Raw genomic sequence first — 26,229 nt, 5'->3', positions numbered from 1 at the left:
AGGCGGTCGACCCTCTACTCACCGCCGACGAAACCCCCTCGAGCTTCCGCCGGGTGTGCCCCCACGCTCACGGCTCAGTTCATCCATCATCGACCGGACACCGGTCAACGACCACACAGGAGAATTGTGGCTGTCAAGATTCGTCTGAAGCGCCTCGGCAAGATCCGGGCGCCCTACTACCGCATCGTCGTCGCCGACTCGCGCACCAAGCGCGACGGCCGCGTGATCGAGGAGATCGGCAAGTACCACCCGACCGAGCAGCCCTCGTTCATCCAGGTCGACTCGGAGCGCGCGCAGTACTGGCTCGGAGTCGGCGCGCAGCCGACCGAGCAGGTCGCCGCGATCCTCAAGCTGACCGGCGACTGGGGCCGCTTCAAGGGCGACGCCGACGCCGTCAGCACCGTCCAGGTGAAGGAGCCCAAGGCTCCGTTCGTCGTCGACGCGAAGAAGAAGCCCGTCCTCAAGCCGAAGTCCGAGGCTCCGGCCAAGGCCGCCCCGGTCGAGGACACCGCCGACGAGACCTCCACCGAGGCGTAGTCAGTGCTCGCTCCCGCCGTCGAACACCTCGTCAAGGGGATCGTCGAGAACCCCGATGAGGTCAGTGTCGTGGCCACGAGCTCCCCGCGCGGAGAGGTCCTCGAGGTGCGCGTGCACCCCGAGGACCTCGGCCGCGTGATCGGACGCTCCGGTCGCACCGCCAAGGCCGTCCGCACTCTCGTCGCCGCGCTCGCCGACGGGCACCGCGTGCGCGTCGACGTCGTCGACACCGACAAGTAGAGGTGTCGGTCACCGGACCGGGCACGACGCAGCTCCGCGTCGCCCGACTCACCAAGGCACACGGGCTCAAGGGCGCCATCAAGCTCGAGCTCTACACGGACGAGCCCGACAAGCGCTTCACCCCCGGATCCACGTTCACGCTGCAGGTCCCGCGCACCTCCGAGTGGCACGGCAAGAAGCTCGAGCTCGTCGAGCTGCGCTGGTACAACAGCCACCCCGTCGCGTTCTTCCGAGGCGTCGACGACCGCAACGCCGCTGAGACCCTCCTGAAGGCGATCCTCTGGATCGACGAGGAGGTGCAGACCCAGCCGGGCGAGGACGACTCCTGGTACGACTACCAGCTGGTCGGCATGAAGGTCGTCCGCGACGGCGTCGAGGTCGGCGCCGTCCGCCGCGTCGACCACTTCCCCGCGCAGGACCTGCTCATCGTCGGCACCCCCTCCGGCGAGGTGATGGTGCCGTTCGTGAACGCGATCGTCCCCTCCGTCGACGCCGCGGCCGGGATCGTCACGGTCACGCCTCCGATCGGCCTGTTCGAGGAGGCTCCCGAGGAGGAGCCCGCCGCGGTCGACCTCAGCGGTGTCGACCTCGCGGACCCGGCGCTGAGCGCGCCTGCGGACGCCGACGCGCCGGACGCCTCCGATGACGCGGATTCCGCTGACGAGGAGCCCGCCGACGACGAGCCCCCGGCCGCCTCCGACGCCGCCTCCGAGGAGGAGCCCCGGTCGTGAGGATCGACATCGTCACGATCTTCCCGGAGTTCTTCGGCGTGCTCGACATCAGCCTGCTCGGCCGTGCTCGGCAGAGCGGGCTGATCGAGCTCGGCGTGCACGACCTGCGCGACTTCACCCACGACCGCCACCGCACCGTCGACGACACGCCCTACGGCGGCGGCGCGGGCATGGTGATGCGACCGGAGCCGTGGGGCGAGGCGCTCGACACGATCCTCGACGGCGCGGACGACCCCGTCGTGATCTTCCCGTCGCCCGCGGGCGAGCTGTTCACCCAGGCGACCGCCCGCGAGCTCGCGGAGGAGTCCTCCCTCGTCTTCGGCTGCGGCCGCTACGAGGGCATCGACCAGCGCGTCGTGGACCACACCGCCGAGCGCGCGCGGGTCCGGCTGATCAGCCTCGGCGACTACGTCCTCAACGGAGGAGAGGTCGCCGTGATGGCGATGATCGAGGCCGTCGGACGCCTGGTCCCGGGCGTCGTCGGCAACCCGGCGAGCCTGGTCGAGGAGAGCCACTCCGACGGGCTGCTCGAGTACCCGAGCTACACCAAGCCGGCTTCCTGGCGGGGCCTCGACGTCCCTCCGGTGCTCCTCAGCGGCAACCACGGGGCGATCGCCGCCTGGCGCCACGAGCAGAGCGTCGAGCGCACGCGCCGCGTCCGCCCCGAACTGCTTCCCTAGTCCCGCGCCGCACGGTCACCGGGCCGCGAGGGCCAGGTGCCGGTCGCGGAGGGCGAGGAAGAGGGGGAACGCGAACGCGAGGGCGACCAGCGGCGCGAGCAGCACCAGGATCCACACGCGGCGCATCCCGATCCGGCGGCCCTCCACCACCATGAAGGCGACGGCCGCGATCGCGACGACCAGCAGGTCGGTCGAGAACGACGACACCCACGGCCCGCCCGCGGCGAGGCCGGCGAGCACGTCCGCGCCCTCCTGCATCGCCCGCACGTTCCAGGTCCAGGTCCCGATCAGCCCGGCGAGGGCGAGGACGAGGTAGACGATCCCGAGCGGCGTCCAGCCGCGGTGCAGCCGGCTCATGCGCGGGCCTCCGTTCGTGCGAGGGTGAGGATCGTCCCTCCGGCGAGGGCGACCACCGCCACAGTAGCGACGGCGAGGGTCAGCGCGTCCGGTGCGGTCAGCGCCTGACCGCGCAGCGCCTGCCAGCAGGTGAGGGCGACCGCGGCCGCCCAGCCCGCCGAGGCCAGTGCGACGAGCCGCAGCCGGGTGGATCCGGGGCGCAGCACGGGGATCCGCGGTGCCAGCCGTCCGAGTAGCAGCGCGAGCAGCGGGAGCCCCTGCAGAGCGTGCATCCCGACGAAGTGCGGGATGCGCAGATCGCCCCCGATGGTGCTCCAGCCCAGGAGCGGGAGGCCGGGTCCGCCGTCCGCGACTCCGACGGCGTGCGCGCCGACGACGCCCTGGTAGTCGCTGATCTGGCCGGACGAGGGCCCCGTCATCAGGAACGCGAGGGCCATCCCGACGAGCCCGATCACGAGTCCGGCACGGACGGCGAGCGTCAGCGCAGGGTCGCCGAGCGGCACCCGCGCCAGGAGGGCGGCGAGGACCAGCGTCGCCAGCCAGACCACCACGATGGAGACAGCCATCGATGCCCAGAGCGCGGCGTGCAGGGGAGTGGAGACGTCGAAGTGGCTGCGCTCGCCGACCAGGGCAGCGCCTCCGATCACGACCATCTCGACCGCCAGGCCGACTGCCGCGACCGTGCCCAGCGCTCGGGCGAGGCGGCGCCGGCGGGGCACGAGCCCGATCAGCCAGGCGAGCGTCACGGCGTACAGCGCGATCGAGAGACAGAACTTCAGCGGCTTGCCCCAGAGCGGCTGTCCGCCGAGCTCGCGGGGATCGACGACCAGCGCGATCGCGCAGAGGAGGGCGCCGACCGCCATCGCGGCAGCGAGCACCAGGAGCGGCCGGTGCGGAGCAGCGGAGGCGGTGCGCGCGGGCGTCTCGGTCGCGGCGCTCATCGGGGCACCTCCGTCGGGCCGAAGCGGCTCTGCGTCTCGCGCGCCTGGGCGACGCGCCGGAGCGACTGCAGCACCACGTCTCCGAGCGCGGTGCCGACGGCGGCGACGGCAGCCTGCTCGCTCACGCTCTCACGGGCCTGCAGTTCGTCGAGGTCGGCGGAGGCGACGAGGGCGGCGGCGCGGGCGTAGGCCTCGAGCCAGCCGGCGCTCATCGGACCGGTGGAGAGCTCGAGCGCGTCGAGCGCCCGTGCCGCCGTCGCGACGGCAGGGTGGCCGCAGTGGTCGGAGCCCGCGGCCTCGGCGATCCGCCGCGTCGACGCCTCGGTGGCGGACGCGGTCGAGTCGGCGCTCACGGAGACCACGTCCTGCGCCACCTCGAAGGCCGCTGTCGGACCGACGCCCGCGTCGAGCGCGGCCGTGATCCGCTTCGCGCCGGCGATGCCGACGCCGCCGCTCTCGATGAGCGCCCGGAGCAGCGTCAGGCGGGCGACATGAGCGTCCCCGTACTCCGCCCGCTGGGGGCCGGCGGCGTCGCCCGGCGGCAGCAGCCCCTCCCGGATGTAGTACTTGATCGTGGGCAGGCTGACGCCGCTGCTGCGGCTGAGCTCCGAGATTCGCACGTGGACAGTATCGCTATCCGATAGCGGTACTGTCCCCCCTTAGTCAGTCCCGCGCGGAGAGGACGATGTTCCCCGTCTCGGTGATGGCGATCGTGTGCTCCATGTGGGCGCCGCGAGAGCCGTCACGGCTGCGGAGGGTCCAGCCGTCCTTGTCCGTGTAGATCTCGTCGGTCGTCTGCAGGAACCACGGCTCGATCGCGACGACGAGGCCCGGGCGGAGCGGGTAGCCGCGGCCGGCGCGTCCGTCGTTGGGGATGTGCGGATCGCCGTGCATCGTGCGGCCGACGCCGTGGCCGCCGAAGTCGGTGTTGATGGACAGGCCCTCGGCGTGTGCGACGGCCGCGATGGCCGCGGAGATGTCGCCGATCTTCTTCCCGGGCTGCGCGGCGGCGATGCCGGCCTCGAGCGCGCGGGTGGTGGTGTCGATGAGGGCGAGGTCCTCCTCGCGCGGCGTCCCGACCACGACGCTGATGGCCGAGTCGGCGACCCAGCCGTTCACGGAGGCGGCGAAGTCGAGGGTGAGCAGGTCGCCGTCCTTCAGCCGGTAGTCGAAGGGCAGGCCGTGCAGCACCGCGTCGTTGACGGAGGTGCAGATGACCTTGCCGAAGGGGCTCGCGCCGAAGGAGGGGTGGTAGTCGATGTAGCAGGACTCGGCGCCGGCCGTGCGGATCATGTCGTGGGCGAGCCGGTCGAGCTCCAGCAGGTTCACGCCGACCGCGGCGGCGGCGGCGGTGGCCTTCAGTACCTCGCCGACGAAGCGGCCGGCGGGACGCATCTCCTCGATCTCGGCGGGGGTGCGTAGCTCGATCATCCTGATCCTCTCGGGGTCCGCTGAGCCGTCGCTCAGCGGTGGTGGGTACGGTTGGTGCATGCGCATGCGACGGGCATTCGGTTCCTGGCAGTTCCCGGCGGCGATCGTCCTGCCCTTGTGGATCCTCCTCGGCTACGGGGTCTTCGGAGGATCGAGCGGCTGGACCGTGCTCGGCCTGGTGATCGCCCTCCCCATTCTGGCGGTCGCGCTGGCGGCTGTGGCCGCGATCGTCGCATTCCGGGTGACCGTTCGGCCCACGCGCACTCCCGCGTGGGGCGACGTGGCCGTGGTCGGCGCCTGGCACCTCTCCCTGATCGCGTTCGGCTTCTTCCCGCCCGGCGCCTGGGCGCTGGGCCTGCTCTCGGTGGTCCTCGGAGTGGCGGCCTTCTGGCACTCGGGGTGGCGGTTCCTCGCCGACGCGAGGGCCACTCTCCTCGCCTTCTCGGAGGCGGCGTCCGTGCAGGCCGAGGGCGCTCACCGCCCCGTCGCAGGCGAGGGCTTCGACCCGGAGCGCCCGCAGGACGGGCAGACCATCGTCCTCTGAGGGTCGGGCGTCCCGAGAGGCGCTGTCCCCTGCGAGGCCCCGCCCTGCTCCACAGCTCGGCCCTCTCGACGGACCCGCCCTCTGCGCAGCTCTGCCTCCGGGTGACCCTGCCCTGCTCATGACCCTGCTTTGACTCGGATCGACGCGGCATGGCAGAATGAGCGCTTGTGCCTCGCGCAGGCTCTGCCACAGGGGAGCCGCGACGACGTGGGCACGACCGACTTCCATCAACGAAACGGTGTTCGACCTGTGGCGGGCACGGAGAGCGATACAGCATGCACATCCTCGATTCCGTCGATGCGGCGTCCCTCCGCAGCGATGTCCCGGACTTCCGCGCCGGCGACACCGTCAAGGTCCACGTCAACATCGTCGAGGGCTCCCGCTCGCGCATCCAGGTCTTCCAGGGCGTCGTCATCGGCCGCTCCAACGAGGGCGTCCGCGAGACCTTCACCGTCCGCAAGGTGAGCTTCCAGGTCGGCGTCGAGCGCACGTTCCCCGTGCACTCGCCGGTCATCGACCACATCGAGGTCGTCACCCGCGGTGACGTCCGTCGCGCGAAGCTCTACTACCTGCGCAACCTGCGCGGCAAGAAGGCCAAGATCAAGGAGAAGCGCGACGCCTGAGCGGCATCCGCACGACTTCTCGGGAACCCCGGTCCACCTATGATGGACCGGGGTTCCTCCCTTTCTCGGGGGCGATCCGTCCGGGGAGTCCACCCGGTGATGCACAGTAGGGGCGACGGCGAGCGATGACAGACAGCACGGCCCCGGTCCGCCTCCCCGGAGGCGAGGACCACGCCCGCCACTCGGCGGATCCGTCCGAGAAGCGCCCGCGCAAGCGCCGGGGAGTCCTGCTCTTCCTCCGCGACGTGCTGATCATCTTCGTGGTCGCGGTGCTCGTCTCCTTCCTCGTGAAGACCTTCCTGATCCGCTCGTTCTACATCCCCTCCTCCTCCATGGAGCAGACGCTCGTCGAGAACGACCGGATCCTCGTGAACGAGCTCGTACCCGGAGTGGTGAAGATCTCGCGCGGCGACGTCGTCGTCTTCCGCGATCCCGGCGGATGGCTCTCGCCGAGCTCCGAGCCCAACGTGCCGCCGTTCCAGGCCGCGGTCGACTCCGCCCTCGCGCTCGTCGGCCTCACCGCTCCCGACAGCAACGACCACCTCATCAAGCGCGTCATCGGCCTGCCCGGCGATCACGTGACCTGCTGCACACCGCTCGGCCAGGTCGAGATCAACGGCAACCCGATCGACGAGCCTTACGTGAAGCTGCCCGACGGGGTGCAGGCCGTCTCGGCCACCCCCTTCGACGTCGTCGTGCCCGAGGGCTCGCTCTGGGTGATGGGCGACAACCGCTACAACTCCGCCGACTCCCGCTACAACACCGACAAGCCGGGCGGCGGCTTCGTGCCGATCGACAACGTCGTGGGCCGCGCGATCCTCGTGACCTGGCCCGTGCAGCAGTGGGCGTGGCTCGACGACTACCCGTCGGTGTTCCGCGGAGTCGACACCGAGGCCTCCGAGGAGGGCTCGGACGACGCGCAGAGCGGGCAGGGCTAGGTGGTCGTCGCCGAGCCGACGCTGACCCAGGAGCGGCGCCTCTTCCGGCAGGGCTACGAGACGGTCATCGGCTGCGACGAGGTCGGCCGCGGCGCGATCGCCGGTCCGGTCTCGGTCGGCGTCGTGTCGATCGGCAGCCGCTGCGGGCGCTTCCCCGAGGGGCTCCGCGACTCCAAGATGCTCGCTCCCGCCCGCCGCGAGGCGCTCCTGCCGGGGGTGGCGAAGTGGCTCTCGGCCTGGGCGATCGGCGAGTCCTCGGCGGACGAGATCGACGAGACCGGGATCATCGCCGGCCTCGGCCGCGCCGCGTCGAGGGGAATCGAGCGCCTCGCCGACCAGGGCGTCGACCTCGCCACCGCCGTCGTCCTCCTCGACGGCGCTCACGACTGGCTGACGCCCGCGCTGGGCGAGTGGGCGGCCGAGTTGACGATCGTCACCCGCGTGAAGGCCGACCGCGACTGCGCCGCCGTCTCCGCCGCCTCCGTGCTCGCGAAGGTGGGCCGGGACGGTCAGATGGTGCGCCACCACGACGACTTCGCCGACTACGCCTGGGACAGCAACAAGGGCTACGGCAGCGCCGCGCACTGGGCGGGGATCGAGCGGGTCGGCCCGTCCCCGCTGCACCGGGTGACCTGGCTGTCGAAGTCGCGGGAGAGCGTCGAGGAGCCGCTCCCGGCGTTCGTGCCCGTCGGCTCGGCGTAGGATTGTCCAACGATGGATGAGGACGAATTCGAGGACTACGACCGCGAGGTCGAGCTGGCACTGTACCGGGAGTACCGCGACGTCGTCTCGCAGTTCTCGTACGTCGTCGAGACCGAGCGCCGGTTCTACCTGGCGAACGAGGTCGACCTGGTCCGCCGCGACACCGAGCACGACTTCTACTTCGAGCTCACCATGCGCGACGTGTGGGTCTGGGACGTCTACCGCTCCGACCGCTTCGTGAAGTCGGTGCGCGTGCTGACCTTCAAGGACGTCAACGTCGAGGAGCTCTCCCGCAAGGAGTTCGAGCTCCCCAAGGAGCTCGCGCTCGACGAGTAGCCCTCTGTCGCGGCAGGCGCTGGACCCCTTGCTGGTCGCGTAGCCGCCTCCGACGGCGCATCGAGACCCGGTGCCAGGAGCCCCACCCCGCTCCGGAGCTCTCTCGGATCCTCGGCTCCGCGCGTCTCGTCGTCAGGCGGCGCGGATACATCAGCTGGTCGCGTAGCCGCACCCGGCGGCGTATCGAGACCCCGGTCCGACGTCCCTCCCCACCCGCCACCTCGGCCCTCTTCTCCCCGGATCCCCTCCCGGCCGTACAGCGCTTGTTCCTGCTCCGGCACGCTTCCGGCAGGAGGACGCATGGACAAGGACGAACTGGGGCGGCGCGGCGAGGAGATCGCGGCGGCGCACCTGAGAGACAACGGATTCGAGATCCTCGACCGCAACTGGCGGGTCCGCGAGGGCGAGCTCGACATCGTCGCCCGCGACGGGTCGGCACTGGTCGTGGTGGAGGTGAAGACGCGCTCGTCGACGCGCTTCGGGCTTCCGGTCGAGGCCATCACGCGGGCCAAGGCGCAGCGCCTGCGGCGACTCGCCTACGCCTGGGCCGACGAGCACCACGAGCGCTCCCGCCACCTGCGGATCGACGCGGTCGGCATCGTCGCGCCCGGGGGAGTCCCGTCGCAGATCCGGCACCTGCGGGCGGTGGCCTGATGGGCCTGGGAAGGACCTCGGCGGTCGGTCTCGTCGGCTTCGCGGGAGCCGTGGTCGGGGTGGAGGCGCACTCGGCCGACGGCACCCCTGGCATGGTGATCATCGGCCTGCCCGACGCCGCGCTCGCGCAGGCGAAGGAGCGGGTGCGCTCGGCGGCGATCAACTCCGGCAGCACCATCGCCGAGTACAAGATCACCGTGAACCTCTCGCCGGCCGCGATGCCCAAGCACGGCTCCGCCTTCGATCTCGCCATCGGGCTGGCCGCGCTCGCGTCGCTCCGCGAGGTCGATGCGGAGTCGGTCGCCGCGGTCGTCCACATCGGGGAGCTCGGCCTGGACGGCCGGCTGCGCTCCGTCCCGGGCGTGCTGCCCGCGGTGCTCGCGGCCGCCCGCGAGGGCAGGCGCCGCGTGATGGTCCCCGTCGAGGACCGGCTCGAGGCGGAGCTGGTCGACGGCGTCGAGGTGATCGCGGTCTCCTCGCTGGCGGCGGCCGCCGTCTGGCACGGAGCCGAGTGGGAAGTGCCGGTGCTCCCCGAGGCCGCGCCGCCGTCTGAGACGGTGTCCGAGCCGGAGGCCCGCCTCGACCTCTCCGACGTGGTGGGGAACGAGGAGGCGGCCGAGGCGATGGTCGTCGCGGCGGCGGGCGGGCACCACGTGTTCCTGCTCGGGCCTCCCGGCGCCGGGAAGACGATGCTCGCCTCGCGCCTGCCGGGCATCCTCCCCGACCTCGACGACGATGCAGCGCTCGAGGCCACCTGCATGCGCTCGCTGGTCGGAGCGCCGACCGGTGGCGCGCTGGTGCGCAGACCGCCGTTCGAGAGTCCGCACCACTCCGCCTCGTCCGCAGCGATCGTCGGCGGGGGCAGCGGCCGCATCCGGCCCGGCGCGGTCGCCCGCGCCACCCGGGGAGTGCTGTTCCTCGACGAGGCCCCCGAGTTCTCGTCCGTCGCCCTCGACGCGCTGCGCCAGCCGCTCGAATCCGGAGTGATCCGCATCCACCGCGCGAACGCCGTCGCCGAGTTCCCCGCGCGGGTGCAGCTCGTCCTCGCGGCGAACCCGTGCCCGTGCGGCCGCTTCGGCATCCCCGGAGAGACCTGCGCCTGTGCTCCCTCGGTCCGCCGCCGCTACCTCGCGCGGCTCAGCGGACCGCTGCTCGACCGCGTCGACATCCGCCTGACGGTCCGCCGCATCAGCGCGGCTCAGCTGGCCGCACGTCGAGACACGTCCGGCATGTCGACGGCGCAGGCCCGCGCCCGTGTCGTTGCGGCGCGGTCCCTGGCAGCGGCTCGCCTCGCCTCCACTCCGTGGACGCTCAACTCGGAGGTCTCCGGCGCCTGGTTGCGCTCGGACGCGGTGCGCCCGACCAGTGCCGAGTCCCGCACGCTCGACCGGGCTCTGGAGCGAGGTCTGGTGACCATGCGCGGCTACGACCGGGTCCTGCGCCTGGCCTGGACGCTCGCGGACCTCGACGCGGCCGACCGGCCGAGTGCCGCCCACCTCGCGCGCGCGCTCGTCCTCCGTGGAGGTGCCGCGTGATCCGGCCCGACGCGCTCTTCGACGGCGCGGAGCTCGACGCTGTTCGCCGACTGCTGCCGAGCGGTGCAGCCGAGCCGGACTCGGCTGCCGACGGCGAGCCTTCGGGTGAGTCCGGCTGCGCTCGGAGCGCACTCGTCGACGCTGCAGCGCGGTGCGGCTGGAACTCTCTGACCGAGCCCGGCGACTCCGTCGCAGCCCTCCTCATCGAGAGGGTCGGCGCGGCCGAGGCCTTCGCCCACGTCGTGTCCTCGTCGTCCGCGGAGGAGATCCTCGCGCCCCCGCATCGCGCTCCCTCCGACGAAGAAGGCCCGGCACCCGCGCCTCTCGACTCCGAGGTCGCCGCGCTCCAGTCGGGGCTGGCGCGCTGGCGACCGCGCCTGGACCGCAGGCTCCTGTTCCGACGTCTCGAGATCGCCGAGCGACTCGGCGCCCGGCTGCTCCTGCCCGGGGCTCCCGTGTGGCCCGAGTCGCTCGACGACCTCGGGCCGCACGCGCCACTCCTGCTCTGGCTGCGCGGTGATCCCGCCGCCTTCGATCCGCCGCACCGCCTCGCCCTCGTCGGCGCCCGCGCTGCGACCGGTTACGGCGAGCACGTCGCCGCCGAGCTCGCCGCGGGCGTCGCGGCGCGAGGCGTCGCCGTCGTCTCGGGCGGTGCCTTCGGGATCGACGCGGTCGCCCACCGTGCCGCCCTCGGCTCCGGAGGCCGGACGGTCGCCTTCCTCGCCGGGGGAGCGGACCGCCTCTATCCGACGGCTCACGCCGACCTCCTCCACCGCATCATCGCCACCCCCGGCTGCGCCGTCGCAACGGAGGTCCCGCCGGGCACCACGCCCACTCGCTGGCGATTCCTGCAGCGCAACCGCCTCATCGCCGCCTCCACCGCGGGCACCGTCGTCGTCGAGGCCGGCGCCCGCTCCGGATCCCTCAACACCGCCGGCCACGCGGCTGCCCTGGGCCGCCCCCTCGGTGCGGTCCCGGGCCCGGTCACCAGTGACTCCTCCGCCGGCTGCCACCGGCTCCTCCGCGAGTACGCGGCGACCTGCGTCACGTCGCCGGCGGATGTGCTCGAACTGCTCGCCGTCGGCGACACCGACGGATCGTGCCGAGCGCTGACCGCGGCTGAGGCGCGAGTCCTGGCCGTCGTCGAATCCGAAGGAGGCTGTGACGCCGCAACCGTCGCCCGGCTCTCCGGGGATTCGCTCGACTCGGCACTGTCGGCGCTGGGTGCGCTCCTCGCAGACGGACGCGTCCACCGTTCCGAGGACGGGGACTGGGAGCGGGCACCCGGGTGAGCGGCCCCGCCGCCGCGGCGCTGTCGGCGGTCCGCCCTACGCTGAAGGGGCATCGGCGAGGGGAGCGGCATGGACGCCACGGCAGCAGGACACGGCGGAGAGCGCCCGCAGCTCGGGCACTTCCGCGCCGCCGACAGGGTCATCGCGCATCTGAGCGACACGCACCTGCTGGCCGACGGCGCTCCGCTCTACGGGAAGGTCGACACGGTCGCCCGCCTCGCGCAGGCGGTCGGCCGGCTGGCCGAGCGCGGCGGACGCCTGGACGCGATCGTGGTGACCGGGGACGTCGCGGACCGCGGCGAGGAGGACGCCTACCGGCGTGTGCGCAAGCAGCTCGACCCCGTGGGCGAGCGGTTAGGCTGCCCGATCGTCTGGGTGATGGGCAACCACGACGAGCGCGGAGCGTTCCGGCGGGTGCTCCTCGAGCAGGACCCGGCGGGCGCGGGACCCGTGGACCAGGTCGTCGACCTCGGCGGGCTCCGGCTCATCGCGCTCGACAGCGCGGTGCCCGGCTTCCACCACGGCGACCTCACCGACGCCCAGCTGGCCTGGCTGAAGGACGAGCTCGCCGCACCGGCCCCGCTGGGGACGATCCTCGCCCTGCACCACCCTCCGCTGCCCACGCCGCTCGGCGCGATGACCGTGCTCGAGCTGCGGGGGATCGACCGCCTCGAGGAGGTGGTGCGCGGAACCGACGTCCGCGCGATCCTCGGCGGCCACCTGCACTACCCCACGGCTGCGACCTTCGCGGGCGTGCCCGTGCTCGTCGCCGGCGCCACCAGCTACACGATGGACCTCGGAGCGCCCGAGCGGGAGCTCGCCGGCGTCGACGGAGCGCAGAGCCTCTCGCTCGTCCACGTCCACCCGGAGACGGTGGCCGCCTCGTTCGTGCCGACGGCACCGGCCCCGATCGCGACGCGGTTCGGCACCGACCTGATCGAGCGGCTCGAGGGGCTCGACGAGCAGGGGCGCATCGACCTCTGGTCGCGGATGCCGGACGGATCATGACCGGCGAGACGCTCGCCGACTCGGTCGAGCACTTCCTCCGGTACGTCCTCGACGAGCGGTCCCTCTCGCCCGCCACCGCGAAGGGCTACCGCTCCGACCTGGTGCGCCTGATCGCCCACACGGAGGAGAAGGGGCGGCTCCTCACCGCCGAGCTCGACCTCGAGCTGCTGCGCGACTGGCTCTGGCGAGAGTCGGAGTCGGGGATCGCCCGCGCGACCCTCGCCCGGCGCACCGCGGCCGTCCGCTCCTTCTCCTCCTGGGCGCAGCGGACCGAGCGGCTCCCCGTCGACGTCGCCGCACGCCTCAAGACGCCCAAGTCGGGACGGACACTGCCGCGGGTCCTCACGCTCCCGCAGGCGGAACAGGTGCTCGACACGGTCGCGGCGCGAGGCGCGACCGAGGACCCGGTGGCGCTGCGGGACCTCGCGATCGTCGAGCTGCTCTACGCCTCCGGCATCCGCGTCTCCGAGCTGGTCGCCGTCGACCTGGGCGACGTCGATCTCGGCAGGCTCACCGTGCTCGTCACCGGCAAGGGCGCCAAGCAGCGGGTCGTCCCGTTCGGCGTCCCCGCGAAGGAGGCGCTCGTCGACTACCTGGAGCGCGCCCGACCCTCTCTCGCCACCGGCGACGGGAGCGGGGCCCTGCTGCTGGGACGGCGGGGCGCGCGCCTCACCCCGCGCACGGTCTACGGCGTGGTGGCGAGGCTCCTCGACGGCGGGCAGGGCTCCGGACCGTCAGGTCCGCACACCCTCCGCCACACCGCGGCGACCCATCTGCTCGACGGGGGAGCCGACCTCCGCGCCGTCCAGGAGCTGCTCGGCCACGCGAGCCTGGGCACCACGCAGATCTACACCCACGTCTCGACCGAGCGGATCCGCGACGCCTACCGCCTCGCCCACCCCCGCGCCTGACCGGACGCGCGAGTCGCTGGACGCACCCTTCCGCGCCACTCGCTGAACCCCCTGCGCCACGTCGTCCATCGGCAGAAGCACCGCCCGGGGGATCCCGCCGAAGAACCGCATCGGCGAGACGTAGTCGCCACCCTCGCGGACGCCGAGGTGCACGCACCTCCCGTCGCAGTGGCCGCCCGCACCCACTGCTCCGACGGGCTGGCCCGCGGTGAGGACCTGCCCCGCCGTCACCGATCCGTCGACCGGCTCGACCGTCGAGACCAGACCGTCCGCGTGCACGATGCTCACCACGGACCGGTCGACCACCCTGCCCGAGAACGACACGGTACCCGCAGCGACGGCGACCACGGGCTGCCCGGCCGCTGCGGCGAGGTCGATCCCGCGGTGCCCGGGGGCGTAGCGGTGCGCTGGCGCGCCCCACGGCTCCACGACGGAGAAGCCCGCGACGGGGGAGGTCCACCGCGGGTCGGACCGGCCGGGGGACGAGGTGCCGGAGGGCGAGGCGCCGAGAGGCGCCCCGACGAGCAGAGCGGCGAGGGCGAACACGCCCGGGCGCAGGAGTCGGGATCGGAGCATGCGGCCACCCTCCTGGAGCCGGTCCGGGACCGGTGGTCGGCCGAGCGGTTCAGGGGAGGAGAGCGCGACGGGCCCGGCTGTGGAGGGAGGACATCGGCCGGGGGAGAGCGCAACCCGTCCCGGCGGTGCCGCGGCGAGGAGTAACGTGCCGGTGATCCGGCTCGGGAGCGGCACCCCGCCCCCACCGGCGGCGAGAATCGGAGACGACCATGACCAGCGGACGATCTGACACGACCAGCGGGAGAGCGGACATCCCGAACCCCTCGGCGGCGAAGCTGAAGAGGAAGGTGATCGGCCTCGCGATCGCGGCGGCGGTCGGCGGCTTCCTCTTCGGCTTCGACTCGTCGGTGGTGAACGGTGCCGTGGAGGCGGTGCAGGGCGAGTTCCAGCTCTCGGCCGCGCTGATCGGCTTCGCCGTCGCCTCCGCCCTGCTCGGCTGCGCGCTCGGCGCGTACCTCGCGGGCCGCCTCGCCGACCGCTGGGGCCGCATCAAGGTCATGCTGCTCGGCGCCGGGCTCTTCTTCATCTCCTCCATCGGCGCCGGCGCGGCGTTCGCGGTCTGGGACCTCGTGCTCTGGCGCGTGGTCGGCGGCCTCGGCATCGGCATCGCCTCCGTGATCGCTCCGACCTACATCTCGGAGATCGCGCCCAAGGCCATCCGCGGAGCCCTCGCGTCGCTGCAGCAGCTGGCGATCACGCTCGGCATCTTCGCCGCCCTGCTCTCGGACACCCTCATCGCGAACGGCGCGGACGGCGCCTCCGAGCCCTTCTGGTTCGGCGTCGCCGCCTGGCGCTGGATGTTCATCGCCTGCGCCGTGCCCGCCGTCATCTACGGCCTCCTGGCCCTGACCCTGCCGGAATCGCCCCGCTACCTCGCGACCCGCGGCCGCTCCGAGGACGCCCGCGCGGTGCTCGCGACGGTCACGCCGCGCGACGAGGTCGACGAGGCGCTCGCGGACATCCAGAAGAAGATCGACGAGGACTCCGAGAACGCGAAGCGCTCCAGCCTCCGCGGCCCCGCCCTCGGCCTGCTCCCGGTGGTCTGGGTCGGCATCCTGCTGTCGGTGTTCCAGCAGTTCGTGGGCATCAACGTGATCTTCTACTACTCCACCTCTCTCTGGAGCGCGGTCGGATTCGACGAGTCCAACTCCTTCGCGATCTCGGTCTTCACCTCGGTCGTGAACGTCGTCGTCACCTTCGTGGCGATCTTCCTGGTCGACAAGGTCGGCCGGAAGCCGCTGCTGCTGGTCGGATCGGCCGGCATGGCCGTCTCGCTCGCACTGATGGCCATCGCCTTCAGCCAGTCGACGATCAGCGGAGAGGACGTCTCGCTGCCCGGCGCGTGGGGGCCGATCGCCCTCGTCTCGGCGAACGCGTTCGTCGTCTTCTTCGGTGCGACCTGGGGCCCGCTGGTGTGGGTCCTCCTCGGCGAGATCTTCCCGAACCGGATCCGAGCGGCCGCGCTCGGCCTGGCGGCCTCGGCCCAGTGGATCGCGAACTTCGCCATCACGGTGACGTTCCCGATCCTCTCGCAGGACGTGTCGCTCACCCTGGCCTACGGCCTCTACGCCGCCTTCGCGGCGATCTCGTTCGTGTTCGTCTTCATGTTCGTGCCCGAGACCAAGGGCCGCTCGCTGGAGGAGATGGACACCCTGCACATCCGCACCGTGATGAAGTCGGCGCGCAAGTAGCACCGGCCTCCCGCGCCCCGACGGCCGCCCTCCCGCAGCAGCGGGGGAGGCGGCCGTCCTGGTGCTAGACTCCACGGAGCACCTCGCTCGTCGGGGTGACTACGCGCGCCCATTCGGCCTCCGCTCCCCACGGTCCCTTTCCGCTCACGCGGCCGGGGCGGGAGTGCGCCGGGCGCCAGGGCGACGTGCCGACCGGCCGTCGCAGACAACCGAACGGGAGTTCGGCGCCGTCGTGCGCCCGGGCCCCGAGACAAGGAGAACGACTCATGGCAGTCGTCACCATGCGCCAGCTGCTCGACAGCGGCGTCCACTTCGGGCACCAGACCCGTCGCTGGAACCCGAAGATGAAGCGCTTCATCCTGACCGAGCGCTCGGGCAGCTACATCATCGACCTCCAGCAGTCGCTGGCCTACATCGACAAGACCTACGACTTCGTCAAGGAGACGGTCGCCCACGGCGGCACCATCCTCTTCGTCGGCACCAAGAAGCAGGCGCAGAACGCGATCTCGGAGCAGGCGACCCGCGTCGGCCAGCCCTACGTGAACCAGCGCTGGCTCGGCGGTCTCCTGACCAACTTCCAGACGGTCTCGAAGCGCCTCGCCCGCATGAAGGAGCTGGAGGAGCTCGACTTCGACGACACGTCGAAGAGCGGCTTCACCAAGAAGGAGCTCCTCATCAAGAAGCGCGAGCTCGACAAGCTGCACAAGTCGCTCGGCGGCATCCGCAACCTCTCGAAGACGCCGTCGGCCCTCTGGGTCGTCGACACCAAGAAGGAGCACCTCGCGATCGACGAGGCCAAGAAGCTGGGCATCCCGGTCATCGGCATCCTCGACACGAACTGCGACCCGGACGAGGTCCAGTACCCGATCCCGGGCAACGACGACGCGATCCGCTCGGTGAGCCTGCTCACCCGCATCGTCGCCGACGCCGCGGCCGAGGGCCTCATCCAGCGCCACCAGAAGCCCGAGGCCGAGGGCAACGTCTCCGCCGTCGAGCCGCTGGCCGAGTGGGAGCAGGAGCTGCTCTCCACCGGTGCGCCCGCCGCCGACGTGCAGGAGCCGAACGAGCAGGCCGGCGCGGAGACCGAGAAGGTCGCCGACGCCGAGGCCGAGACCGCCGACGAGGCCGTCGTCGAGGCCGAGACCCCCGCCGCGGAGGAGGCCCCCGAGGCCGACGCCGCTGCGACCTCGACCGACGAGACCGCCACCGCCTGACACCCCGTTCCGTGACGGGGGTCGGACGCCGCACCCGCGGTCGTCCGGCCCCCGCTCGGTCGGTGCACGTTCACCACGAGTAAGAACCGCCGTCACCTCGGCGTGCTGGGCTCCTCCCGTGAGCCCGCCGCGAGTGACGGCGCCACAGGGTTTCCGAACCAAGAGGAGTTCCGAGAACATGGCAAATTTCAGCCTCGCTGACGTCAAGACGCTGCGCGAGCAGCTCGGTACCGGCATGGTCGACACGAAGAACGCGCTCGTCGAGGCCGACGGCGACCTGGACAAGGCGGTCGAGATCCTCCGCCTCAAGGGCGCCAAGGGCAACGCGAAGCGCGCCGACCGCTCGACGAGCGAGGGCCTCGTCGCCGCCGCCGAGAAGGACGGCGTCGCCACGATGATCGAGCTCGCCTGCGAGACCGACTTCGTCGCCAAGGGCACGAAGTTCATCGCCCTCGCCGACGCCGTGCTCGCCGCGGTGGTCGCCGCCGGCTCCACCACGGTCGAGGAGGCCCTCGCGGCCCCCGCCGACGGCAAGACCGTCGCCGACCTCATCAACGACGAGGCCGCGATCCTCGGCGAGAAGGTGGAGCTGCGCCGCGTGGCCTCCGTCTCGGGCGAGCACTTCGCGATCTACCTCCACAAGACGAACAAGGACCTGCCCCCGCAGGTCGGCGTGGTCGTCGGCTACGCGGGTGAGGACGCCGAGACCGCGCGCTCCGTCGCCCAGCACATCTCGTTCGCGAACCCGTCCTACCTCTCGCGCGAGGACGTGCCGCAGTCCGAGGTCGACAACGAGCGCCGCATCGTCGAGGAGATCTCGCGCGGCGAGGGCAAGCCCGAGGCCGCCCTGCCGAAGATCATCGAGGGACGCGTGAACGCGTACTTCAAGCAGGTCGCGCTGCTCGACCAGGACTACGCGAAGGACAACAAGCTGTCCGTCAGCAAGGTCCTGAGCGACGCGGGCCTGACCGTGTCGGGCTTCGCCCGTTTCAAGGTCGGCGCCTAACAGCACTGCAGGAGGGAGTCCGGGTCGTTCAGTCGACCCGGGCTCCCTTCGCTCTGCCCGGGGCGGCCCCGGGCGTGGTCGCGGGGCCCGCTCCGCGCGGGATAGGTTTGTACGGGTCTACGGGAGGAAACGTCCATGACGGAGACGGATGCGATGACGACGGGCAAGCGCCGCAGGGTGCTTCTGAAGCTGTCGGGGGAGGCGTTCGGAGCCGGCACGCTCGGCGTGAACCCGGACGTGATCAGCGCCCTGGCGCGCGAGATCGCCGATGCCGCGACCGAGGTGGAGATCTCGGTGGTCGTCGGCGGCGGCAACTTCTTCCGCGGAGCCGAGCTCTCGCAGCGCGGCATGGACCGCGGCCGGGCCGACTACATGGGCATGCTGGGCACGGTGATGAACGCCCTCGCCCTCCAGGACTTCCTCGAGCAGGCGGGCGCCGAGACGCGCGTGCAGTCAGCGATCGCGATGACGCAGGTCGCGGAGCCCTACATCCCCCGCCGGGCGATCCGGCACATGGAGAAGGGCCGCGTCGTCATCTTCGGCGCCGGCGCCGGACTCCCGTACTTCTCGACCGACACGGTCGCCGCGCAGCGGGCGCTCGAGACGCACGCCGACGTGGTCCTCGTCGCCAAGAACGGCGTGGACGGCGTGTACGACGCCGACCCGCGGACGAACCCCGACGCGAAGAAGCTCGACGCGCTGACCTACCAGGAGGCGCTCCAGCGGGGCCTCAAGGTGGTCGACTCCACCGCGTTCAGCCTCTGCATGGACAACGGCATGCCGATGCAGGTCTTCGGCATGGAGCCCTCGGGCAACGTCGCGAAGGCCATCCGCGGCGCCGAGCTCGGCACGCTCGTCTCGAACTAGACTGACCACTTCCCTCTCTTAAGGAGCTCCCTGTGATCTCGGATGTACTGGCCGACGCGAAGACCAAGATGGGCAAGGCCGTCGAGGTCGCCAAGGAGGACTTCTCCACGGTCCGCACCGGACGCGCGAACCCCGGCATGTTCCAGAAGGTGCTGGTGAGCTACTACGGCACCCCGACGCCGCTGTCGCAGCTCGCCTCGATGCAGAACCAGGAGGCCCGCACGCTCGTCCTGACGCCCTACGACAAGGGCTCGCTCCGCGACATCGAGCAGGCCATCCGGGACATGCCGAACCTCGGCGCGAACCCGACCAACGACGGCACGATCATCCGGGTGACCCTGCCGGAGCTCACCGCCGAGCGCCGCAAGGAGTTCGTCAAGATCGTCCGCACCAAGGCCGAGGACGCCAAGATCGCGGTGCGTAACATCCGCCGCAAGGGCAAGGACGACCTCGACGCGCTGAAGGGCGACATCGGCGACGACGAGCTCTCCCGCGGCGAGAAGGAGCTCGAGGCGCTCACGAAGCAGCACGTCGACGCGATCGACGAGGCGCTCAAGCGCAAGGAATCCGAACTGCTCGAGGTGTAGCGGTGCCCGAGATCCCCGAAGGACCCGGGGGCGGCGAGAAGAGACCGTCTCCGCACGTCCCGGGTGCCCGGGGATCCCGGATGGTCACCCGCGACGCGCTACGTGCGCGCGCCCAGCAGGGCCGGGCCGACGTCGAGCGCCAGCTCGAGGCGACCCGCGCCCAGCTCGAGGCGACGAACGACCGCCTGACCGCGCGCTCCGGCCGAAACCTCGTGTCGGCGACCGCGATCGGACTCCTCGGCGGCGGCGCGATGGTCGTCAGCCTCCTCCTGGTCAAGGAGCTCTTCATGGTGCTCGCGGGGGTGGTGGTGCTGCTCGCGGCGCTGGAGCTCTCGAACGCTCTGCGCCACGCCGGTCGGGACATCCCGCGCATCCCGACCGGGATCGTGGCGGTCGTCGCCGTGCCGGCCGCCTACTACGGCGGCCTCGGCGCCGCGTGGGCCACGGTCCTCGGCGGATCCGTCCTCGTCGGCCTCTGGCGGCTGGGGGAGCAGCTCTTCCGGCGCACCGCCTCCAGCCGGAGGGACCTCGCCCTCGACATCGGCCTCGGCGCGTTCGTCCAGGGCTACACGACCTTCCTCGGCGCCTTCGCGATCCGTCTCGTCGCCGAGCCCGGCGGCCAGCTCTGGGCGTTCGCGTTCCTGGTGCTCGTGATCGTCGTCGACACCGGCGCCTACGTGAGCGGACTCACCTGGGGCAAGCACCCGATGGCACCGCGGATCAGCCCGAAGAAGACCTGGGAGGGGTTCGCCGGTGCGGCCGTCGCGGGGATCGGCGTCGGCGTCCTGCTCGCCCTGCTGATGCTCGGCCAGCCCTGGTGGGTCGGCGCGGTGTTCGGGGCGGTGGTGCTGCTCACCGCGACGCTCGGCGACCTCGCCGAGTCGCTGATCAAGCGCGACATCGGCATCAAGGACATGAGCTCCTGGCTGCCCGGCCACGGAGGAGTCCTCGACCGGCTGGACTCGATCCTGCCGTCGGCCGCCGCGGCCTACGTGCTGTACTTCGTCTTCGCCCACTGAGCGGGCGCCTCACCGGGGCGTGCCGATTCCGCTCCCGGCGCGCGGCTTGGCATGATGTCGGGATGACCGCTCCCTTCCCCCGAGCCCGCGAGTCCCGTCCCGGCTACGACACGGCCGAGGTCGACTCCTTCCTCGCGTCGGCGCGCGAGGCCTACTCGCAGCTCTCCGGGGGACCGGCGGACCTCCGCGCCGCTGACCTGCGCCACACCGCGTTCACCCTGCGCAAGGGCGGCTACTCCGCGCCCCACGTCGATGCGGCGCTCGAGCGCCTCGAGGACGCCTTCGCCCTGCGGGAGCGCCAGTACGCGATCGCGGCCCGGGGCGAGGAGGCGTGGCTCGCGGACGCGCGGTCGACCGCCCAGGAGATCGTGAACCGGCTGGCCCGCGCTCCCCGCGAGCGGTTCACCCGGGCCGGCGCTCTCACGACGGGCTACAACATCCGCCAGGTCGACGCCTTCGCCGACCGGATCTCCGGGTACTTCCGCGACGGATCGGTGCTGACCGTGGACGACGTGCGGACCGTCTCCTTCGCCCCGCAGCGCGGCGGGTACGCCGAGGCGCAGGTCGACCTGCTGCTCGACACGGTCGTCGATGTGATGCTGGCGGTCCGCTGACCGGAGCCGGATCTGCTGGCCGATCAGGTCATCGTCCGTTATGCTTTCGTAATCGTGGCTCAGCATCCTCAGACCTCCGTCGCCCACACGCCCGCGAACCGCACCAGCGGTCGCCCGGCGGTCCCGCACCAGACCCCGGTGCGGCGCTCCTGGGCTCGGATCCCGGTGACGGTGCTGGCCTTCACGGCGTCGATCGCGTTCGCCATGGTGAACGTCGTCGATCCGTCCAGCGGCGCGGTCGCCTCCCCCTATTACCAGGCCCCGGCGCGCTTCAACGGCGACTCCGCGCAGCGGCTCGTCGTCGCGGACGCCGTCGAGCGGACCGTCCAGCGCGACTCGTTCGGCGCCGAGGCGAAGCCGACGCCCACTCCGACCCCGACGCCCACTCCGACCGAGACTCAGACCGCTTCCGCGACCGTCGACGAGGAGGAGTCGGGCTCCGCCGAGGCCGAGACCGCCGCTCCCGTCCAGCGCGCCGCCGCTCCGGATCCCGGATCCGCGAGGGCGATCGCGTACGACATGATCGTGCAGCGCGGCTGGGCCGACAGCGAGTACGACTGCCTCGTCCTCCTCTGGAACCGCGAGTCCGGCTGGAACGTCTACGCCGAGAACAAGTCCAGCGGTGCCTACGGCATCCCGCAGGCACTCCCCGGCAGCAAGATGGCGTCGGCCGGCTCCGACTGGGCGACCAACGCGAGCACCCAGATCACCTGGGGCCTCGGCTACATCTCCGGCCGCTACGGCTCGCCCTGCGGTGCCTGGGCCCACTCCGAATCGGTCGGCTGGTACTGATCGTTCCCCTCCGCTCGGCACCGCGTCCGGCGGGCTGAGGCTCTCGCTACCCTGGTGCCGTGGATTACGCGCTGCTCGGGGTCGTCGGGATCATCACGGTCGTCACCGTCGCGCGGTTCTCGAGCCGCCTCGGGATCGCCGCACCGCTGCTCCTGGTCGTCATCGGTATCGGCGCGTCCTACCTCCCCGGGGTCCCGGACATCGAGGTCGAGCCCGAGCTGATCCTCGCGGGCGTGCTGCCGCCGCTGCTGTACTCGGCCGCGATCCAGGTGCCCCTCACCGACTTCCGGCGGAACCTGCGCTCGATCTTCGGGCTCTCGGTGCTGCTGGTCGTCGTGACCGCCCTCGTGGTGGGCGGCTTCCTCTACCTCGTGTTCCCCGATCTGAGCCTGCCCGCAGCGATCGCTCTGGGCGCCGTCGTGAGCCCGACCGACGCGGTGGCCGCGACCTCGATCGGCAAGAAGCTCGGACTCCCGCCCCGCCTGGTGACGGTGCTCGAGGGCGAGAGCCTCGTGAACGACGCGTCGGCGCTGGTGCTGCTGCGCGCCGCGACGGCTGCGGCGGCCGTGGTCGGCGCCTCCGTCACGACCGACGCGATCGACGTGGGCGAGGTGGGGGTCCTCTTCGTCTACTCCGTCCTGATGGCGATCGTCCTCGGACTGGTGATGGGCGTGCTCACCGTCTTCGTGCGCTCGAAGCTGCGGGACCCGGTGCTCGACACCGCCGTGTCCTTCGCCGTGCCGTTCCTGGCCTACATCCCGGCCGAGGAGCTGGGCGCGTCCGGGGTGCTCGCCGTCGTGGTCACCGGGATCTACACGGGGCACAACAGCGCGCGCTTCCTCTCGCCGCAGTCGCGGATCAGCGAGCGGGTGAACTGGCGGACGGCGCAGTTCCTGCTCGAGAACGGCGTCTTCCTGCTCATGGGCGCCGAGATCAAGGCGATCGTCTCCGGGGTCGTGGACCCGGGCGAGTTCGGAGTGGGCACCGCGGTGCTGCTGGGTCTGGCCACCGTGGTCATCCTGATCGTGCTGCGGGCCCTCTTCGTGTGGCCGCTGCTCCTGTGGCTGCGCAGCTCCGGTCGGCGGGCGGAGCGGATCAACCGGCGGCTGGCGGTGGGCCTCATGCGACTGCGCAACAGCGCCACCAGCGATGAGCGCTTCCGGCGGCGGCAGGTGAGAGCGGAGCGGCTCTACCTCCGGCGCGAGACCGACCTGGCCGCGACCGCGAGCGAGGCGTTCGGCTGGCGCGGCGGAGTCGTCCTGTCCTGGTCCGGGATGCGCGGCGTGGTCACGCTCGCCGCGGCCCAGTCGCTGCCGGACGAGACTCCCTACCGCTCCCAGCTGATCCTGATCGCCTTCACCGTCGCCGTCGTGACGCTGCTCCTGCAGGGTGCGACGCTCCCCGCGCTGATCCGGCTCACCGGCATCCAGGGCACCGACGGAGAGGCCGACCGCCGCGAGCTCGCGACGCTGCTCGACGAGGTCGCGGCCACGGGCATCCAGGCCCTCCCCGAGGCGGTGGCGGAGCTGCCCGACGGCGAGGCGGGCGAGCGCGTCCTCGAGCGCGTGCGCCGCGACACTCTGACCCGCTCGCAGGTGGCGTGGGAACAGGTCGGCCGCGCGGAGGATGCGCCCCTCGGCCCGCACGCGCAGTACCTGCGGCTGCGCCGAGCGGTCCTGCTCGCCGAGCGGGAGGCACTGCTGGACGCCCGGGGGCGCGGGGTCTACTCCTCGCGGACGCTGCGGCGGGCGCAGCTGATGCTCGACGCCGAGGAGACCCGGCTCGAGATGGACGACAGCTCCCACTGACGGGAGGGGCCCGGCGGCGGCCTCCTAGACTGGGGAGATGCCGCGCAGCAACAGACCCCGGGGCGGCCGCCGTGACGACGACGACGAGCAGCGCGACCTCTCGCAGATGCTCGCCGGCTTCCGGCGCACCGAGTCGCACGCCGGCCGGGAGTGGAACGTCCAGCCCGTCTCCGCAGCGCGGGCCGTGAAGAACTACCTCTGCCCGGGCTGCGGGCTCACCATCGACATCGGCCAGCCGCACCTGGTCACCTGGCGGGCCGACGGCGCGCTCGGCGACGCGGCCGACCTGGCCGGCCGCCGCCACTGGCACACGCACTGCTGGAGAATCCGAGGAGCACGATGACCCACGAGATCCGCGGAGGCGTCGTCCTCCCCGCCCGCCGCGAGGACGTCGAGCTGCACACCTCCGACGGCCTGACCCTGGTGGGGGAGCTCGCGCTGCCCCTGGAGCACGAGCCGGTCGCGACCCTGGTCACCCTGCATCCGCTGCCCACCCACGGCGGCTTCATGGACTCGCACATCCTGCGGAAGGCCGCCGCCCGGCTGCCCGCGCTCGCCGACCTGGCGGTCCTCCGCTTCAACACCCGCGGCACCGCGTCGCCGCGCGGCACGAGCGAGGGCGCGTTCGGACACGGCATCGAGGAGCGCGCCGACGTCGCCGCAGCCCTGGCCCTCGTCGCGGACCGCGGACTGCCGCACCCCTGGCTGGTCGGCTGGTCCTTCGGCACCGAGCTCGCGCTGAAGTGGGGGAGGGAGCACCCCGTCGAGGGAGCGATCCTGCTCTCGCCGCCGCTGCACCGCACGAGCGCGGAGGAGGTCGCCGCCTGGGGCGAGGACGGCCGCCCGCTCGTGGCGCTCGTCCCGGAGTTCGACGACTACCTGCGGCCGGAGGCGGCCGCCGAGCGCTTCGCGAGCGTGCCGCAGCTGGACCTCGTCGCTGTGGAGGGCGGGAAGCACCTCTGGGTCGGCGAGGCGCAGACCCGGCGCGTCCTCGACGAGATCGTGCGCGTGGTCGCGCCCGCCTCGTCCCCGCTGCCGACGGAGTGGGCGGGCGAGCTCGGCTGAGCCCGCCCGCCCAGCGACCGCCTAGCGGCCGGACGAGCCGCCGTCGGAGCCGCTGCCGTCAGGGCCGCTGCCGTCGGAGCCGTCGCCGTCGCTGTCGTCCGCGAGTCCGTCGATGTGGCCGATGAGCCCGCGCAGTCCCGACACGTAGCCGGCGATCGCGTCGCGCTCGGTGCGGATCTCGTCGAGGCGCCGCTCGGCGGTGTCCATCAGCTCGCGGCTGCGGCGCTCCGCGTCCGCGACGAGCTTCTGCGCCTGGTCGCGCGCGTCGTCGAGGAGGGCGTCGGAGTCGTCCTGGGCCTTCCGGCGCAGTCGCGTCGTGTCGTCGAGGGCGTCGCTGCGGAGGGCGTCCGCCTCGAGGCGCTTGTCGTTCGCGCGTCGGATGGCGTCGGCGAGCTGCAGGTTCGACTCGTCGAGGTAGCGCTGGGTCTGCGCGACGGCCTCCTGGTGGCGGAGCAGGTCGTCGCGGTCCGCCTCCTCGCGGCGCGCGGCGAGCTCGACCACCAGGTCGATCCGGGCCTGCTCGACCTCGCGCGAGAGCGCAGCGGCCTCGTCGGCGGACGCGGCGCGCAGGCCCGCCAGCTCGGCGTCGAGCACGGCGACGGCCTCGGCGCGCTCCTGGGTGAGCCGGGTGCGCTGGTCGGCGATCTCGCGCGCGCCCTCGGCGCGGACTGCGGCGACCTCGGCGTCGAGCGCGGCGCGGGTCGAGAGCACCTCGGCCTCGACCGCCGCGCGCGCCTGGGCGACCTCGGCCTCGACGGCCGCCCGGAGCCGGTCCACCTCGGAGGCGACCTCGGCCCGCAGGAGCTCGTTGGCCTGGGCGAGGCGGGCGGCCTCGGCGCGGGCGACCTCGATCTCGCGGGCGGCGACGGCGCGCATCTCCGCGGCCTCGCGCTCGGCCTCGGAGCGGATCGCGGCGGCCTCGCGCTTCGCGGTGGCGCGGGTCTCGGCGGCCTCGGTCGCCACGGTGCCGCGGATCGCGGCGGCCTCGCGGACGGCGTCCTGGGTCATCACGTCGCGGTCGTCGGCGGCCTTGCCGAGCGTCGCCGCGGCCTGCGCCTCGGACTCGTCGCGGGTCCGGTCCGCACGGCGGCGCGCCTCGGTCACCAGGCGCTCGGCCTCGTCGCGCGCCTCCTGGAGGATGCGGTCGCCGTCGTCGCGGGTGGAGCGGCGGAGGGCGGAGGCGTCGTTCTCGGCCTGGGCGATGATCCGCTCGGACTGCTCCTCGGCCACGCGCAGGGTGTGCTCGAGCTTGGCGCCCAGGCCGGCGTAGGTGGGAGTGCCGACCTGCTGCAGCTCCTTCTCGAGGCCCTCGATCCGGGAGGACAGGCGCTTCACCTCGCGGCCGCTCTCGGCCGCCTGGGTGTTCGAGTGGATGAGCTCGCGGCGCAGGCCCTGGACGGCCTTGTCGACCTCGTCCCGGTCGTAGCCACGGAACACCTGGGTGAATTCGGCCTCGTCGTTCGCCACGTCGTCTCCTTCAGAGCAGGACCGCGGTGGGGCTCGCGGCACTGGGAAAGTGTATTCAGCAGG

General features: G+C 72.3%; 30 protein-coding genes and 1 pseudogene. 25 read left to right on the top strand and 6 right to left on the bottom strand.

Annotated features, from left to right (window positions below):
• Nucleotides 1-126 precede the first annotated feature (126 nt).
• Genes rpsP through trmD form a run of 4 tightly spaced genes read left to right on the top strand, consistent with a single transcriptional unit; the run spans nucleotide 127 to nucleotide 2,188 of the window.
• Nucleotides 127-537, top strand: coding sequence for a 30S ribosomal protein S16 (gene rpsP / locus C5C74_RS07145; protein ID WP_104223912.1), 411 nt, complete (start codon nucleotides 127-129; stop codon nucleotides 535-537).
• A 3-nt stretch (nucleotides 538-540) separates the two neighbouring features.
• Complete coding sequence (locus C5C74_RS07140; RefSeq protein ID WP_104351231.1) at nucleotides 541-777, top strand: RNA-binding protein; 237 nt, start codon at nucleotides 541-543, stop codon at nucleotides 775-777.
• A 2-nt stretch (nucleotides 778-779) separates the two neighbouring features.
• On the top strand, nucleotides 780-1,508 hold the full coding sequence (gene rimM / locus C5C74_RS07135; RefSeq protein ID WP_104351230.1) for a ribosome maturation factor RimM: 729 nt from the start codon (nucleotides 780-782) through the stop codon (nucleotides 1,506-1,508).
• Nucleotides 1,505-2,188 (top strand): tRNA (guanosine(37)-N1)-methyltransferase TrmD, encoded by a 684-nt coding sequence (gene trmD / locus C5C74_RS07130; RefSeq protein WP_104256310.1) that lies wholly within the window; start codon nucleotides 1,505-1,507, stop codon nucleotides 2,186-2,188. Before rimM ends, trmD begins: the two co-directional genes overlap by 4 nt.
• Nucleotides 2,189-2,203: 15 nt before the next feature.
• Here trmD and C5C74_RS07125 read toward each other — a convergent pair whose 3' ends face one another.
• The 4 genes from C5C74_RS07125 to map are packed head-to-tail and all read right to left on the bottom strand — an operon-like array spanning nucleotide 2,204 to nucleotide 4,917.
• Nucleotides 2,204-2,545, bottom strand: coding sequence for a DUF2834 domain-containing protein (locus tag C5C74_RS07125; protein ID WP_104250523.1), 342 nt, complete (start codon nucleotides 2,543-2,545; stop codon nucleotides 2,204-2,206).
• A complete protein-coding gene (locus C5C74_RS07120) occupies nucleotides 2,542-3,486 on the bottom strand; it encodes a hypothetical protein (protein WP_104351229.1) in 945 nt (314 codons plus the stop codon). Before C5C74_RS07120 ends, C5C74_RS07125 begins: the two co-directional genes overlap by 4 nt.
• Entirely contained in the window at nucleotides 3,483-4,106 is a 624-nt protein-coding gene (locus C5C74_RS07115) for a MerR family transcriptional regulator (protein ID WP_104351228.1), read from the bottom strand. Before C5C74_RS07115 ends, C5C74_RS07120 begins: the two co-directional genes overlap by 4 nt.
• A 43-nt stretch (nucleotides 4,107-4,149) precedes the next feature.
• Nucleotides 4,150-4,917, bottom strand: a complete 768-nt coding sequence (gene map, locus C5C74_RS07110; protein ID WP_104351227.1) for a type I methionyl aminopeptidase — start codon at nucleotides 4,915-4,917, stop codon at nucleotides 4,150-4,152.
• 58 nt (nucleotides 4,918-4,975) lie between these two features.
• Here map and C5C74_RS07105 point away from each other — a divergent pair, with 58 nt between their 5' ends.
• The 10 genes from C5C74_RS07105 (at nucleotide 4,976) to C5C74_RS07060 (ending at nucleotide 13,460) form a co-directional block, all read left to right on the top strand.
• Nucleotides 4,976-5,461 carry a hypothetical protein gene (locus tag C5C74_RS07105; RefSeq protein WP_104351226.1) on the top strand — a complete coding sequence of 162 codons (486 nt, stop codon included), beginning with the start codon at nucleotides 4,976-4,978 and terminating at the stop codon, nucleotides 5,459-5,461.
• Nucleotides 5,462-5,736: 275 nt separating this feature from the next.
• The gene (rplS, locus tag C5C74_RS07100; protein WP_104223904.1) at nucleotides 5,737-6,084 is read left to right on the top strand and encodes a 50S ribosomal protein L19; all 348 of its coding nucleotides are present in this window, start codon (nucleotides 5,737-5,739) and stop codon (nucleotides 6,082-6,084) included.
• A 125-nt stretch (nucleotides 6,085-6,209) separates the two neighbouring features.
• A complete protein-coding gene (gene lepB / locus C5C74_RS07095; RefSeq protein WP_104223903.1) occupies nucleotides 6,210-7,022 on the top strand; it encodes a signal peptidase I in 813 nt (270 codons plus the stop codon).
• Nucleotides 7,023-7,724 carry a ribonuclease HII gene (locus C5C74_RS07090; RefSeq protein ID WP_104351225.1) on the top strand — a complete coding sequence of 234 codons (702 nt, stop codon included), beginning with the start codon at nucleotides 7,023-7,025 and terminating at the stop codon, nucleotides 7,722-7,724. It begins immediately after the preceding gene.
• Between the two features lie 12 nt (nucleotides 7,725-7,736).
• Nucleotides 7,737-8,060 carry a DUF2469 domain-containing protein gene (locus tag C5C74_RS07085; RefSeq protein WP_055792576.1) on the top strand — a complete coding sequence of 108 codons (324 nt, stop codon included), beginning with the start codon at nucleotides 7,737-7,739 and terminating at the stop codon, nucleotides 8,058-8,060.
• A gap of 300 nt (nucleotides 8,061-8,360) precedes the next feature.
• The gene (locus C5C74_RS07080; protein ID WP_104223901.1) at nucleotides 8,361-8,714 is read left to right on the top strand and encodes a YraN family protein; all 354 of its coding nucleotides are present in this window, start codon (nucleotides 8,361-8,363) and stop codon (nucleotides 8,712-8,714) included.
• Nucleotides 8,714-10,249: a YifB family Mg chelatase-like AAA ATPase gene (locus C5C74_RS07075; protein ID WP_104351224.1), complete on the top strand. Its 1,536-nt coding sequence runs from the start codon at nucleotides 8,714-8,716 to the stop codon at nucleotides 10,247-10,249. The genes C5C74_RS07080 and C5C74_RS07075 overlap by 1 nt, the downstream gene beginning before the upstream one ends.
• On the top strand, nucleotides 10,246-11,541 hold the full coding sequence (dprA, locus tag C5C74_RS07070; RefSeq protein ID WP_258064116.1) for a DNA-processing protein DprA: 1,296 nt from the start codon (nucleotides 10,246-10,248) through the stop codon (nucleotides 11,539-11,541). Before C5C74_RS07075 ends, dprA begins: the two co-directional genes overlap by 4 nt.
• A gap of 69 nt (nucleotides 11,542-11,610) precedes the next feature.
• Complete coding sequence (locus tag C5C74_RS07065; protein ID WP_104351223.1) at nucleotides 11,611-12,549, top strand: phosphodiesterase; 939 nt, start codon at nucleotides 11,611-11,613, stop codon at nucleotides 12,547-12,549.
• Nucleotides 12,546-13,460, top strand: a complete 915-nt coding sequence (locus C5C74_RS07060; RefSeq protein ID WP_104351222.1) for a tyrosine recombinase XerC — start codon at nucleotides 12,546-12,548, stop codon at nucleotides 13,458-13,460. The genes C5C74_RS07065 and C5C74_RS07060 overlap by 4 nt, the downstream gene beginning before the upstream one ends.
• A gap of 123 nt (nucleotides 13,461-13,583) precedes the next feature.
• Here C5C74_RS07060 and C5C74_RS18040 read toward each other — a convergent pair.
• Nucleotides 13,584-14,036 (bottom strand): annotated as a pseudogene (locus tag C5C74_RS18040) (murein hydrolase activator EnvC family protein); the annotation flags it as partial.
• Between the two features lie 209 nt (nucleotides 14,037-14,245).
• Here C5C74_RS18040 and C5C74_RS07050 point away from each other — a divergent pair.
• From C5C74_RS07050 to C5C74_RS07000, 11 genes are all read left to right on the top strand, one after another.
• On the top strand, nucleotides 14,246-15,727 hold the full coding sequence (locus C5C74_RS07050) for a sugar porter family MFS transporter (protein WP_104223897.1): 1,482 nt from the start codon (nucleotides 14,246-14,248) through the stop codon (nucleotides 15,725-15,727).
• A gap of 266 nt (nucleotides 15,728-15,993) precedes the next feature.
• The gene (gene rpsB, locus C5C74_RS07045) at nucleotides 15,994-16,941 is read left to right on the top strand and encodes a 30S ribosomal protein S2 (protein WP_104223896.1); all 948 of its coding nucleotides are present in this window, start codon (nucleotides 15,994-15,996) and stop codon (nucleotides 16,939-16,941) included.
• A 178-nt stretch (nucleotides 16,942-17,119) separates the two neighbouring features.
• Entirely contained in the window at nucleotides 17,120-17,947 is an 828-nt protein-coding gene (gene tsf / locus C5C74_RS07040) for a translation elongation factor Ts (RefSeq protein ID WP_104223895.1), read from the top strand.
• A gap of 153 nt (nucleotides 17,948-18,100) precedes the next feature.
• Nucleotides 18,101-18,814, top strand: a complete 714-nt coding sequence (gene pyrH, locus C5C74_RS07035) for a UMP kinase (protein WP_374952923.1) — start codon at nucleotides 18,101-18,103, stop codon at nucleotides 18,812-18,814.
• A 32-nt stretch (nucleotides 18,815-18,846) separates the two neighbouring features.
• Nucleotides 18,847-19,401, top strand: coding sequence for a ribosome recycling factor (frr, locus tag C5C74_RS07030; RefSeq protein WP_104223893.1), 555 nt, complete (start codon nucleotides 18,847-18,849; stop codon nucleotides 19,399-19,401).
• 80 nt (nucleotides 19,402-19,481) lie between these two features.
• Nucleotides 19,482-20,420 carry a phosphatidate cytidylyltransferase gene (locus C5C74_RS07025; protein WP_104223892.1) on the top strand — a complete coding sequence of 313 codons (939 nt, stop codon included), beginning with the start codon at nucleotides 19,482-19,484 and terminating at the stop codon, nucleotides 20,418-20,420.
• Nucleotides 20,421-20,482: 62 nt separating this feature from the next.
• Entirely contained in the window at nucleotides 20,483-21,034 is a 552-nt protein-coding gene (locus C5C74_RS07020) for a DivIVA domain-containing protein (protein WP_104226865.1), read from the top strand.
• A 54-nt stretch (nucleotides 21,035-21,088) separates the two neighbouring features.
• Nucleotides 21,089-21,826 carry a lytic transglycosylase domain-containing protein gene (locus tag C5C74_RS07015; protein WP_258063486.1) on the top strand — a complete coding sequence of 246 codons (738 nt, stop codon included), beginning with the start codon at nucleotides 21,089-21,091 and terminating at the stop codon, nucleotides 21,824-21,826.
• 59 nt (nucleotides 21,827-21,885) lie between these two features.
• Entirely contained in the window at nucleotides 21,886-23,634 is a 1,749-nt protein-coding gene (locus tag C5C74_RS07010; protein ID WP_104260590.1) for a sodium:proton antiporter, read from the top strand.
• 37 nt (nucleotides 23,635-23,671) lie between these two features.
• Nucleotides 23,672-23,977, top strand: coding sequence for a hypothetical protein (locus tag C5C74_RS07005; RefSeq protein ID WP_181027199.1), 306 nt, complete (start codon nucleotides 23,672-23,674; stop codon nucleotides 23,975-23,977).
• The gene (locus C5C74_RS07000; RefSeq protein ID WP_104260591.1) at nucleotides 23,974-24,699 is read left to right on the top strand and encodes an alpha/beta hydrolase; all 726 of its coding nucleotides are present in this window, start codon (nucleotides 23,974-23,976) and stop codon (nucleotides 24,697-24,699) included. The genes C5C74_RS07005 and C5C74_RS07000 overlap by 4 nt, the downstream gene beginning before the upstream one ends.
• A gap of 21 nt (nucleotides 24,700-24,720) precedes the next feature.
• Here the strand turns inward: C5C74_RS07000 and C5C74_RS06995 are convergent, their stop codons facing one another.
• Complete coding sequence (locus C5C74_RS06995) at nucleotides 24,721-26,166, bottom strand: DivIVA domain-containing protein (RefSeq protein WP_104262833.1); 1,446 nt, start codon at nucleotides 26,164-26,166, stop codon at nucleotides 24,721-24,723.
• Nucleotides 26,167-26,229: the final 63 nt, after the last annotated feature.

This window comes from Rathayibacter sp. AY1E8, from assembly GCF_002931415.1.
In the GTDB taxonomy this organism is placed as follows: domain Bacteria; phylum Actinomycetota; class Actinomycetes; order Actinomycetales; family Microbacteriaceae; genus Rathayibacter.
This window is presented reverse-complemented; position numbering and strand designations above follow the sequence as displayed.